16 protein-coding genes and 1 tRNA gene are annotated in these 10577 nt (G+C 29.4%); all 17 read left to right on the top strand.

Features of this window, described 5'->3' with window-relative positions; all coding sequences use genetic code 11:
* Nucleotides 1-256, top strand: a 256-nt coding sequence (locus PKV21_07065; GenBank protein ID HOM27249.1) for a helix-turn-helix domain-containing protein, incomplete at its 5' end; no start/stop codon positions are given.
* Nucleotides 243-806, top strand: a complete 564-nt coding sequence (locus PKV21_07060; GenBank protein ID HOM27248.1) for a hypothetical protein — start codon at nt 243-245, stop codon at nt 804-806. The genes PKV21_07065 and PKV21_07060, both read left to right, overlap by 14 nt.
* A complete protein-coding gene (locus PKV21_07055; GenBank protein HOM27247.1) occupies nt 803-1330 on the top strand; it encodes a site-specific integrase in 528 nt (175 codons plus the stop codon). The genes PKV21_07060 and PKV21_07055 overlap by 4 nt, the downstream gene beginning before the upstream one ends.
* A 1-nt stretch (nt 1331) precedes the next feature.
* Nucleotides 1332-1406, top strand: a tRNA-Arg gene (locus tag PKV21_07050).
* A gap of 220 nt (nt 1407-1626) precedes the next feature.
* Nucleotides 1627-1917 (top strand): GYD domain-containing protein, encoded by a 291-nt coding sequence (locus PKV21_07045; GenBank protein ID HOM27246.1) that lies wholly within the window; start codon nt 1627-1629, stop codon nt 1915-1917.
* Nucleotides 1914-2687 (top strand): lipoate--protein ligase family protein, encoded by a 774-nt coding sequence (locus PKV21_07040; GenBank protein HOM27245.1) that lies wholly within the window; start codon nt 1914-1916, stop codon nt 2685-2687. The genes PKV21_07045 and PKV21_07040 overlap by 4 nt, the downstream gene beginning before the upstream one ends.
* Nucleotides 2680-3423 (top strand): sugar phosphate isomerase/epimerase family protein, encoded by a 744-nt coding sequence (locus PKV21_07035; GenBank protein HOM27244.1) that lies wholly within the window; start codon nt 2680-2682, stop codon nt 3421-3423. The genes PKV21_07040 and PKV21_07035 overlap by 8 nt, the downstream gene beginning before the upstream one ends.
* Nucleotides 3424-3441: 18 nt before the next feature.
* The gene (locus PKV21_07030; GenBank protein HOM27243.1) at nt 3442-5067 is read left to right on the top strand and encodes an HAD-IA family hydrolase; all 1626 of its coding nucleotides are present in this window, start codon (nt 3442-3444) and stop codon (nt 5065-5067) included.
* Between the two features lie 118 nt (nt 5068-5185).
* Nucleotides 5186-5557, top strand: coding sequence for a response regulator (locus PKV21_07025; protein HOM27242.1), 372 nt, complete (start codon nt 5186-5188; stop codon nt 5555-5557).
* A 2-nt stretch (nt 5558-5559) separates the two neighbouring features.
* The gene (locus PKV21_07020; GenBank protein ID HOM27241.1) at nt 5560-6528 is read left to right on the top strand and encodes a 50S ribosome-binding GTPase; all 969 of its coding nucleotides are present in this window, start codon (nt 5560-5562) and stop codon (nt 6526-6528) included.
* A 91-nt stretch (nt 6529-6619) separates the two neighbouring features.
* Complete coding sequence (gene rpsF / locus PKV21_07015; protein HOM27240.1) at nt 6620-6952, top strand: 30S ribosomal protein S6; 333 nt, start codon at nt 6620-6622, stop codon at nt 6950-6952.
* Nucleotides 6930-7325, top strand: coding sequence for a single-stranded DNA-binding protein (gene ssb / locus PKV21_07010; GenBank protein HOM27239.1), 396 nt, complete (start codon nt 6930-6932; stop codon nt 7323-7325). Before rpsF ends, ssb begins: the two co-directional genes overlap by 23 nt.
* The gene (gene rpsR, locus PKV21_07005) at nt 7300-7512 is read left to right on the top strand and encodes a 30S ribosomal protein S18 (protein ID HOM27238.1); all 213 of its coding nucleotides are present in this window, start codon (nt 7300-7302) and stop codon (nt 7510-7512) included. Before ssb ends, rpsR begins: the two co-directional genes overlap by 26 nt.
* 8 nt (nt 7513-7520) lie before the next feature.
* Nucleotides 7521-7970, top strand: coding sequence for a 50S ribosomal protein L9 (gene rplI / locus PKV21_07000; GenBank protein HOM27237.1), 450 nt, complete (start codon nt 7521-7523; stop codon nt 7968-7970).
* A 1-nt stretch (nt 7971) separates the two neighbouring features.
* Nucleotides 7972-9327 carry a replicative DNA helicase gene (dnaB, locus tag PKV21_06995; GenBank protein HOM27236.1) on the top strand — a complete coding sequence of 452 codons (1356 nt, stop codon included), beginning with the start codon at nt 7972-7974 and terminating at the stop codon, nt 9325-9327.
* Complete coding sequence (locus PKV21_06990; GenBank protein HOM27235.1) at nt 9324-10097, top strand: ABC transporter permease; 774 nt, start codon at nt 9324-9326, stop codon at nt 10095-10097. The genes dnaB and PKV21_06990 overlap by 4 nt, the downstream gene beginning before the upstream one ends.
* A 1-nt stretch (nt 10098) precedes the next feature.
* A partial coding sequence (locus PKV21_06985; protein ID HOM27234.1) for an ATP-binding cassette domain-containing protein occupies nt 10099-10577 on the top strand: 479 nt, incomplete at its 3' end.

Genomic DNA, 10577 nt, shown 5'->3' with positions numbered 1-10577 from the left:
AAAAATACAAAAAAGATTACTAACAATTAAAGAAGCAAGTGAATATCTTGGAATACCAGTAAAAACATTATACAAGTGGGTTTATGAAAAGAAAATACCTTATGTTAAATTCTCCCACAAGTCATTGAAATTTGATAAAATTAAACTTGATGAATGGATTGATAGACAAACAATCCATCCAGTTAATATAGAAGAAAAAGTTGATAAAATCTTAAGTTTAGTATATAATAAAAAACAAAAAAATGAGAGTATTTAAAAGAGATGGTTATTGGTGGATAGATTTTACATTTCAAGGGAAAAGGCATAGAAAAAAAATAAGTAAGAAAAAAAGAGAAGCAGAAAAAGCTTTAGCATCAATCCATACAAGAATAATAGAAGGGAAATATTTAGAGATTAAAAGAAATGAAAAAATAAAATTTGAAGAACTTACCCAAACTTATCTTAATAAATATTCCAGAATTAACAAAAAAAGTTTTAGGAGAGACATTACAAGCATAAAAAATCTTAATACTTACTTTAAAGGAAAATACATTTACGAAATAAAAGGAATAGACATAGAAAACTACAAAACAAAAAGAATAAATGAAGGAGTAAAATGTTCAACAATAAATAGGGAACTTGGATGTTTAAGAGCAATGTTAAATAAAGCAGTTGAATGGGGATTATTAAAAACAATTCCTCCAAAGATTAAATTATTTAAAGAAAATAACCAAATTGTAAGATATTTAAAACCAGAGGAAGCAAAAAAATTAATAGATTTAGCACCTGAACCATTAAAAAGCATAATAATAATTGCACAGGTATGAGGAGAGGAGAAATAGTAAATTTAAAATGGCAGGATATTGATATGAAAGAAAGGATTATAACTTTATGGGATACAAAAAGTAAAGAAAAAAGATATGTTCCTATGAATGAAATTGTATTCCAGACACTTTTAAATATTGAAAAGGACCCTTTAAGTGAATATGTTTTTTATGGAAAAGATAAAAACTCCCATATAAGTGAACATTATATATCCCATTTATTTGAAAAAATTATTAAAAAAGCAGGTATAACAAACTTTAGATTTCACGATTTAAGACATACATTTGCAAGTTGGCTTGTAATGAAAGGAGTAAATTTAAAAACAGTTCAGGAATTAATGGGACATAAAGATTTTACAACAACATTAAGATATGCACACTTATCCCCTGAACATAAAAAACTTGCAGTTGAAATATTGAGTGATGAAATAAAATTTTATTTAGAAGAACAAAAAAGTGGCACCTATTTGGCACTGAACAGAAAAGAGGAAAAATCAGAAGTTGTGAAAACCCTTGAAAATACTTAAAGCCCCTGTAGCTCAGGAAGGATAGAGCAGCGGTTTCCTAAACCGCGTGTCGCCCGTTCAAGTCGGGCCAGGGGCATATTGAAAAATAGAGGCAAACAGAATAATTGAAAATTGGAGGAAGATATAAAAAGGGCGACACAAAGGGGTTATAGGGGAAAGGAATGTCCCCTATGTTTTTCGTTTTGGGGGGAGAATTTCAGGAAGGGGGAAGCACCCCCTCCTGAGAAAAGTCGCCCGTTCAAGTCGGGCCAGGGGCATATATTTGATACTGTTAAAAAAAGAGGGGAGGTGAGAAAATGAAAACTTTTGTAATGTTAAGTACCTTGACTGAAAAAGGAGCAAAAACTGTTAAAACAAAGCCAGAGAGAATAAAAGAAGTGAATAAAGAGGTTGAGAAAATGGGTGGGAAAATTTTATCTCAATATGCTATTCTTGGACCGTTTGATTTTTTAACCATTATTTCTGCTCCAAATGAAGAAACTGTTGCAAAAATATCTCTTGAAATATCTCAAAGAGGGAGTGTAAAAATAACAACCTATACAGCAATAGATGTGGATGAATTCATAAATAATATAAAAGAAAAATGAAATGCAGATTAATTATATCTGATAATTACAACCCTTTCTTTAACATGGCTTTTGATTATTATTTCTGGCAGAAGTGTATTGATAAAAAAAATTTACCTGTTTTAAGGTTTTATAAATGGAATCCGAGTTCTGTATCAACAGGTTATAATCAGAAAAAGGAGAGTTTGATTAATCTTGAGTTTTGTGAAGAAAATAAAATTCCAATAGTTATGAGACCAACAGGAGGAAGTGCCATTTTTCATGATATAGAAATTACTTACTCTTTCTGTGCGAATACTTCCCATCATACTTTTTTTTCTTCTCCATTTTCTTCATATATAATTCTGTGCAAAGGGATAATCAAAGGGATAGAAAAGAAAGGAATAAATTTTAAAATAAGAGGATTTTCAGAAGGGGAAGAGCCATCCTTTACTGATATACCCTGTTTTTCTCTATCTTCCAGGCATGATATAGTTTACAATGATAAAAAAGTAATTGGTTCTGCTCAGAGAAGAAATAATTTTTCTTTTTTACAGCATGGTTCAATTTTAATTGATATAAGAAAGGATTTGTGGGAAAATATATTTATTAAAGAGGTTGATTTTTCTAAAATTGGTTGCTTGAAGGATATAATTTCAGATATTGATGAAAAAGAATTAATGAGATTTTTGAAAGAAGGTTTTGAAGAGGTTTTGAGTTTCAGTATTTTTGAAGACCAGTTAAAAAAAGAAGAAATTGAAGAAATTAAAATTATAGAAGAAAAACTAAAAAAGGAGGGAAAGTATGAATAAGTTTATGGAAAATCTTGGCGTTCAGAGTTATTGTTTCAGAAATTTTAAGGATAATAGAGAAGTTGCAAAGATGGTAAGAGAACTGGGTTTAAATAAAATTGAATTATGTGGAGTTCATATAAATTTTCTTGATGAGAGTAAATTTAAAGAAGTTATTTCAATTTATGAGGATGAAGGAGTTAAAATTTATTCCATTGGAGTTCAGGGTTTTTCAAATAATGAAGCGAATGAGAGAAAATATTTTGAATTTGTAAAAATGTGTGGAGCAAAATACATAAGTGCTGATTTTGATATAAATAAAATTTTTGACTGTTTTAGAGTTGCTGAAAAACTTGCTGATGAATATGATGTTAAACTTGCAATACATAATCATGGTGGATGGCACTGGCTTGGAAATATACAGACACTTGATTATGTCTTTAAAAATACTTCAGAAAGAATTGGACTCTGTCTTGATACTGCATGGTCACTTGATTCAAGAATAGACCCAGTAAAAATGATTGAAACATTTGACAAAAGATTGTATTCCCTTCATTTAAAGGATTTTATTTTTGAGAGAGATAGAAGACCTGTTGATGTTGTTCTTGGAGAGGGGAATATTGATATAGGTAAAATTGTGAATAAACTTAAAGAGATAAATTTTCAGGGACCGCTTATAATTGAATATGAGGGAGAACCAGAAAATCCAGTCCCATCCATTAAAAAAGGAATTGAGAATTTTAAAAAATATCTTTAATCATCAAGGAGAAAAGTTTTGGAAGTAAAGGGAGTAATTTTTGATTTTGATGGGACACTTGTATTTCTTTCTATTGATTTTAAGAAAATAAAAGAAAAGATACTTAAAGAAGCAGAAAAACTAAATCTTAAAATTCCTTCTGAAAATTTACCAATTCTTGAATTACTTGAAAAAATAAAAAAATTGAATGGAGAAAAGGGAGAAAAATTTTATTCTTTAGGGCATAGAATTTTAAAAACTGAAGAAATTAAAGCATCTGAAAAGACATATCCTAAAAAAGGGGTTATGGATTTACTTGTAAAATTAAAAGAAAAAGGTATAAAAATAGGAATAATTACGAGAAACTGTAGAGAAGTGGTTGAAAAAGTTGTTGATAGGTTTTCCATTCCTTATGATATTATTCTTACAAGAGATGATGTTAAAAAATATAAACCAGACCCTTTACATATAAAAGAATGTTTGAAAAAGATGGGATTACAAAAAAACGAGGTTATTCTTGTAGGTGACCATTTTTTAGATGTAAGATGCGGGAAAAAATTAAATATATTGAGTATTGGAATTGCTGGTGAATATGTAAAAGAAGAAGTTTTTTTGAAAGAGGGTGCTGATTTTGTTTTTTATGATATTGAAGATATTGAGTACATTCTTAATTTAAAAGGTTTTCCTTCAGGTAAACTTCCAAATAAATTTTTAAAGTATCTGATTGAAAGATATACAGCAAAAGATAAGGGGATATTGATTCTGCCTGGTGTGGGGATTGACTGTGCGATTTTTAGAATGAAAGATAAATATGTTTATGCAAAGGCAGACCCAATAACTTTAACTTCAAAGGATATTGGTTTTTATCTTGTGAATATTAATGTAAATGATATTTCTGTAATGGGTGGAGTTCCTGAATGGTTTTTATGTGTTCTTTTTTTTCCGGAAAATACAGTTTTTTCTGATATTGAATATGTTTTTTCCCAGATAAGTAATGAATGTAAGAAATTTAATATAAAGTGGATAGGTGGACATACTGAAATAATTTCTGGTATTGAAAAGGTTATTGCAGTTGGATTTATGATTGGAAGTAAAATAAAAAGGGTAAAATTTTTAAAAATAAAACAAGGAGATAAAATTTTTCTTGTGAAAGAAATAGGGATAGAGGGTGCTTCAATTATAGCAAGAGAAAAGTTTGATGAGTTAAAAAAATATTTTTCGGAGAAATATTTAAAAAAGGTTAAAAATTCAATTAAAAATCCAGGGATAAGTGTATTTAAAGAAACAAAATTAATGTGGGAAAATTTTAAAATAAAATGGATGCATGACCCGACAGAAGGAGGAATATCAACCGCTTTATATGAAATTTCGGAAAGTAAAAAAATAGGAATTGTAGTTAATTTAAAAAAATTGAAGTTTTATTCACCTGTTATTAAGTTTTGTAAAGTTTTAGGATTTAATCCACTGGGTATAATTTCTTCCGGTTGTATTCTCGGAATAATAGACAGGAAAGAAGAAAAAAAATTGATTGATTTTTGTAAAAAAAACAGAATTAAACTACAAATTATAGGCGAAGTTATAAAGGAAAAAGGAGTATATTACATAAAGAACAGTAAAAAATACAGATTTCTAAAATTCAATAGGGATGAGATAAATAAATTGTGAAATAGAAATTTTGGAAAATCTTTTTAGTATTTTTAATCGTCGTTTTTCCTTAAATTGTAAAAATTTAAAGGAATTAAAATAAATAGACACTTGAATTTACATGTGGTAAAATAATAATATGGAAATAAAAAAAATTTTGATTATTGAAGATGACCCGGAAGAAAGATTGATTTTAAGCAGAGAGTTAAAAAGGATAGGATATATTGTTTATGAAGCAGCAACCGGAGAAGAAGGATTGAAAATTTTTAAGGAAGATAAACCAGACCTTGTCATTCTTGATGTTGTACTACCAGGTATTGATGGATGGGAAGTTTTAAAACGAATTAAAAAGGGTCCTTTGAGCAGAAAAGTTCCTGTTATGATGCTTACAGGAAAAAGTGAAAATGAAGATAAAATAAAAGGATATGAAATTGGCGCTGATTATTATGTAACCAAACCATACAATGTTAATAAATTACTTCCCGTTATAAAAAGTTTGATTGAGGAATAAAGATGGTTGTAAATCTTCCTCCACAATTTCATGAAAAAGAAGCAGAATTAAAAAAAGCAAAGACAATTGAAGAAAAAATTTCAATTCTTGAAGAAATGCTTGCCATAATGCCAAAACATAAATCAAGTGAGAAACTTCAGGCACTTTTAAAAAGTAAAATATCAAAATATAAGAAGATGCTTGAAGAGCAGACAAAAACAAAGAAAAAATCACCTGTTCCTGTGATACAGAGGGAAGGAGCCGGTCAAATAGGAATATGTGGTCCACCAAATTCAGGTAAATCCACTCTTCTCTCAAAATTAACAAAAGCAAATCCGGAAATAGGTGATTATCCTTTTACAACTAAAATACCAACCCCAGGAATGATGGATTATCAGGATATAAAGATACAGGTGATTGATACTCCTTCTTTATCTATTGAATTTACAGAAAACTGGGTGGGTGATATTTTAAGAAAAGCAGACTCTTTGATTTTTTTATTTGATATTTCAAGCGATTTTATACTTGAAGAAATGGAAGATTCATTAAAAGTTCTTGAAAAGTTTAAAATAAAAGAAGAGGGTGAATTTAAATTTAATAAAAATATTATATGGGTGGGAAATAAAATTGATTTACCGGAAAGTAAAGATATAAAAGAAATTTTTTTTGAATTTTACTCTGACAAAATACCCGAAGTAATAACTATTTCTGCAAAAAATACTGAAAATATTGAAATCCTAAAAGAAAAAATGTTTATTTCTCTTGATATAATCAGAGTATATACGAAAACACCTGGAAAACCACCTGACCTTGAAAATCCATACACTTTAAAGAAAAATACAACAGTTATTGAACTTGCAGAAATTATTCATAAAGACCTTCTTAAAAATTTTAAATATGCAAGATTGTGGAGAGAGGGAAATGATAAGGTGATAATTGCTGGAAGGGATTATATTCTTCAGGATAGAGATATTATTGAAATTCATGATTAGTTAATTTTTATTGACTTTTTTAAATTTCTAAATATAATTAAATTATAGACGGTAAATAATAAATCATCCTAAATGGAAGGAGGAAAAAAATATGTTGAGAAATTATGAATTATGTTTTTTAATAAAAGCAGATTTACCGGAAGAAGAATTTAATAAGGAAGTTGATTTTATTGAAAGAGTTCTTTTAAGAGAAGGTGCAGAAATAGTAAAAAAGGATAATCTTGGTAGAAAGACACTTGCATATCCAATTAAAAAGAAGGAAGAGGCAATTTATTATCTTTTTTATATAAAAACAAAACCAGAAAATATCTCAAAGATTGAAAGCAATTTTTACAGAAGAGAAAATATTTTGAGATATTTGATTTTACAGAGAAAGAAGTTAAATTTTGAGGAGGAGGTTAATGCCGGGTCCGTTTCTGAATAAAGTTTTTTTAATAGGAAGATTAACAAGAGACCCAGAATTAAGGTATACCACAAGCGGTACTGCTGTTGCTACTTTTGGGTTTGCGGTTAATAGAGAATATCTATCAAAGGGAGAAAGGAAAGAAGATACTTGTTATTTAAATCTTGTTGTCTGGGGAAAACAGGCAGAAATATGTGCTGAGTATTTGAAAAAAGGGAATTTGATATTTGTTGAGGGTTCTTTACATTACAGGAGTTGGGAAACAGAAGATAATGAAAAAAAATCAACTATAGAAGTCAGAGTGGAAAGATTCCAATTTTTAGAAAAACCCAATGTTGAGATAATAGAAGAAAAGGAGGAAATGGAAAATGGCAAAGAAGACCAAGATTTGTAAATTCTGTCAGGAAAATATTGATGAGATTGATTATAAAGATATAGGAAGAATAAGAAGATATATAACTCCAAGGGGAAAAATTATTTCCTCAAAACAGTCAGGGGTCTGTTCAAAACATCAAAGAGCTCTTGCGAAGGCAATAAAAAGAGCAAGATTTGTAGGACTTCTACCGTTTGTTAAAATATGAGGTGAAAAATGAAAGTTATATTTATAAAAGATTATCAAAACAAAGGTAAAAAAGGAGAAATAAAAGAAATAAAAGATGGATTTGCAAGAAATTTTTTAATTCCTTATGGATATGCTCTTGAAGCAACAGAAAGCAATATTAAAATTTTGAAAGAAAAAGAAAAGATGGAAGAGACGAAGAAAAAGAGAAAGATTGAGCAGGCAAAAGAGTTAAAAAATATATTGAAAGAAAGTTCTGTTACTATACAGGCAAAAGCAGGTAGAGACGAGAAACTTTTTGGAGCAATAACCAGTGAAATAATAAGTGAGGAAATAAAAAAACAACTTAATATTGATATAGAAAGACATCAAATAATACTTGAAGAACCGATAAAAAAACTGGGTATATATAAAGTTCCTGTAAGATTGGCAGAGGGTTTAGAAGGTGAAATAAAGGTCTGGATAATAAGAGAAAAATAAAATGCCTAAAAAAAAGGAAGAAATTCCTGTTGATAAAATTCCTCCACAAAACATAGAAGCGGAAAAAGCTCTTTTAGGATGTATGCTTCTTGATGAAGAGGCAAGGATTAAAGTTCTTGAAAATTTCAAGGTTGATTTTTTTTACAGTGAAGCACATCAGAAAATTTTTTCTTCAATAGTAAAACTTTTTGAAAAAGGAGAAAAATGCGACCTTATAACCTTAACAGAAATATTAAAAGGAGAAAATGCACTTAAAGAAATTGGTGGAGTAGAATATCTTACCCATATTGTTGAAACTGTTCCAACATCTGCATATGTTGATGATTATATGAAAATAGTCAGAGAAAAATATATATTGAGGTCTTTAATCTCAAATGCTACAAAAATTATTTCTGAAGCATATAATCAGCAGGATGAAGTTGAGACACTTCTTGACAAAGCAGAATCATTGATATTTGAAGTAAGCCAGAATAAAATAGAAAGGGAAGCGTATCCTTTAAAGAACCTTATTAGAGATGCAATTGAAAACATAGAAAAAATTCAGGATAAGAGAGGTTATGTTACAGGCCTTCCAACTGGCTTTATTGACCTTGACAAAATGACAACAGGTCTTCATCCATCTGATTTTATTATTATTGCTTCAAGACCATCAATGGGGAAAACTGCCCTTGCCTGTAATATCGCACTTAATTTGAATTCAGGAGTAGAAAAAATCCCAGTTTTAATTTTTTCCCTTGAGATGAGCAAAGAACAGATTGTTCAGAGGATGTTATGCAGTGAGGCAAAGGTTAATATTTTGAAATTAAGGCAGGGGCTTCTATCTGATAAAGAAATAGGCAGATTACTAATTGCTGCATCTCAACTTGAAGAAGCATCAATTTTTATTGATGATACTCCTTCTTTAAATGTTTTTGAATTGAGAGCAAGGGCGAGAAGATTGAAAGCAAAAGAAAATATTCAGGTTATAATTATTGATTATTTACAACTTATGAGAGGAAAAGGAAGGGCTGAGAATAGACAGCAGGAGATAAGTGAAATTTCAGCATCTTTAAAATCACTTGCAAAAGAGTTGAATATCCCTGTGATTGCAGTTTCTCAGTTAAGCAGGGCTACTGAACAAAGAGTTGATAAAAAACCACAACTTGCAGATTTAAGAGAAAGTGGTTCAATAGAACAGGATGCAGACCTTGTTTTACTTTTATACAGGGAAGAATATTATAATGAAACAGAAGAAAATAAGGGTATAGCAGAAGTTATAATAGCAAAGCAAAGAAATGGTCCAACTGGTTCTGTCTTTCTTACATTTCTGGAAGAATACACAAGATTTGAAAACTATACACCAAGACAGGAAATATGAAAAAATTTTTGGAAAATCTTGGGGAGAAATTTTTGTTTATTATTAACTATATGGGTTCAGTTTCAATTCTTATCTTTTCTTCAACAAAAAAGATAACAAAATTTAAGAAAAAAGAGGACATTTTAAAGTTTATACTTGAAATTGGAAATGAGTCATTGTTTCTTGTTGGAATAATATCTTTATTTACAGGAATGGTACTTGTTATGGAAACAGTTCATACTCTTAAAAAATTTGGTGCTGAAATGTATTCAGGAGGGCTTGTTACGATTTCAATGATTAGAGAACTTGGTCCTGTTTTAATTGCTTTAATTATTGCTGGTAGAATAGGCGCTTCAATTGCTGCAGAAATAGGTGTTATGAAAATTACAGAACAGATAGATGCATTAGAAGTTATGGCTGTTGACCCTGTTGTATATCTTGTAACTCCAAGGGTTATTGCAGGAATTATATCCCTTCCCTGTCTTTTTATTTTAAGTTTTTTTATTTCAATTATTGGCGGTTTTTTTGTGGGTGTCTTTATGGTTGGTATTCCTTCGGGTATTTATCTGTATCAGAGTTTTAAATACGTAAACATTAAAGATTTTCTTATAGGACTTTTAAAAGTTGTAGTTTTTGCAGTTATTATTGTTAATGTTTCTTCTTATGAAGGACTTAATGCTTATGGTGGAGCAGAAGGAGTTGGAAGGGCTTCAACAAATGCGGTTGTATCATCGTTTTTTTTAATTATTCTTGCAAATTTAATTATAACAGGTCTTTTTTATTTTGTATAAAATGGAAAAAATAATTTCTGTTAAAAATTTGAATGTAAAACTTGGGAATAAAGATGTATTAAAAGATATAAATTTTGATATTGAAAAGGGAGAATCTATTGTTATAGTTGGTCCATCTGGCTGTGGAAAGACGGTTTTAATAAAAACAATTCTTGGGATAATAAAAAGATACACAGGAGAAATTTATATCTTTGGCAAAAATATGCGTATTCTTAAAGAAGAAGAATTGATGGAAATAAAAGGAAAAATGGGAATGGTATTTCAGAACTCTGCTTTATTTGATTCTTTAACTGTCTGGGAAAATGTCGGGTTTTATTATCTTTATCATACAGATAAAAGTAAGGAAGAAATAAAAAATCTTGCCATAGAAAGTTTGAAATCCCTTGGACTTGATGAAAGTGTTGCTGATATGATGCCTGAACAATTAAGTGGTGGTATGAAAAAAAGGGTGTCAATTGCAAGGGCTTTAATATCAAAACC

This window comes from bacterium (assembly GCA_035371905.1).
GTDB lineage: Bacteria > Ratteibacteria > UBA8468 > B48-G9 > JAFGKM01 > JAMWDI01.
This window is presented reverse-complemented; position numbering and strand designations above follow the sequence as displayed.

Excerpts from the sequence above, each read along its gene's own strand:
- dnaB (HOM27236.1), top strand. The coding sequence starts at position 7,972 with ATGCCTAAAAAAAAGGAAGAAATTCCTGTTGATAAAATTCCTCCACAA.
- PKV21_07020 (HOM27241.1), top strand. The coding sequence starts at position 5,560 with ATGGTTGTAAATCTTCCTCCACAATTTCATGAAAAAGAAGCAGAATTA.
- PKV21_07040 (HOM27245.1), top strand. The coding sequence starts at position 1,914 with ATGAAATGCAGATTAATTATATCTGATAATTACAACCCTTTCTTTAAC.
- PKV21_07055 (HOM27247.1), top strand. The coding sequence starts at position 803 with ATGAGGAGAGGAGAAATAGTAAATTTAAAATGGCAGGATATTGATATG.
- rpsR (HOM27238.1), top strand. The coding sequence starts at position 7,300 with ATGGCAAAGAAGACCAAGATTTGTAAATTCTGTCAGGAAAATATTGAT.
- PKV21_07045 (HOM27246.1), top strand. The coding sequence starts at position 1,627 with ATGAAAACTTTTGTAATGTTAAGTACCTTGACTGAAAAAGGAGCAAAA.
- PKV21_07035 (HOM27244.1), top strand. The coding sequence starts at position 2,680 with ATGAATAAGTTTATGGAAAATCTTGGCGTTCAGAGTTATTGTTTCAGA.
- PKV21_07025 (HOM27242.1), top strand. The coding sequence starts at position 5,186 with ATGGAAATAAAAAAAATTTTGATTATTGAAGATGACCCGGAAGAAAGA.
- rpsF (HOM27240.1), top strand. The coding sequence starts at position 6,620 with ATGTTGAGAAATTATGAATTATGTTTTTTAATAAAAGCAGATTTACCG.
- rplI (HOM27237.1), top strand. The coding sequence starts at position 7,521 with ATGAAAGTTATATTTATAAAAGATTATCAAAACAAAGGTAAAAAAGGA.
- PKV21_06990 (HOM27235.1), top strand. The coding sequence starts at position 9,324 with ATGAAAAAATTTTTGGAAAATCTTGGGGAGAAATTTTTGTTTATTATT.
- ssb (HOM27239.1), top strand. The coding sequence starts at position 6,930 with ATGCCGGGTCCGTTTCTGAATAAAGTTTTTTTAATAGGAAGATTAACA.
- PKV21_07060 (HOM27248.1), top strand. The coding sequence starts at position 243 with ATGAGAGTATTTAAAAGAGATGGTTATTGGTGGATAGATTTTACATTT.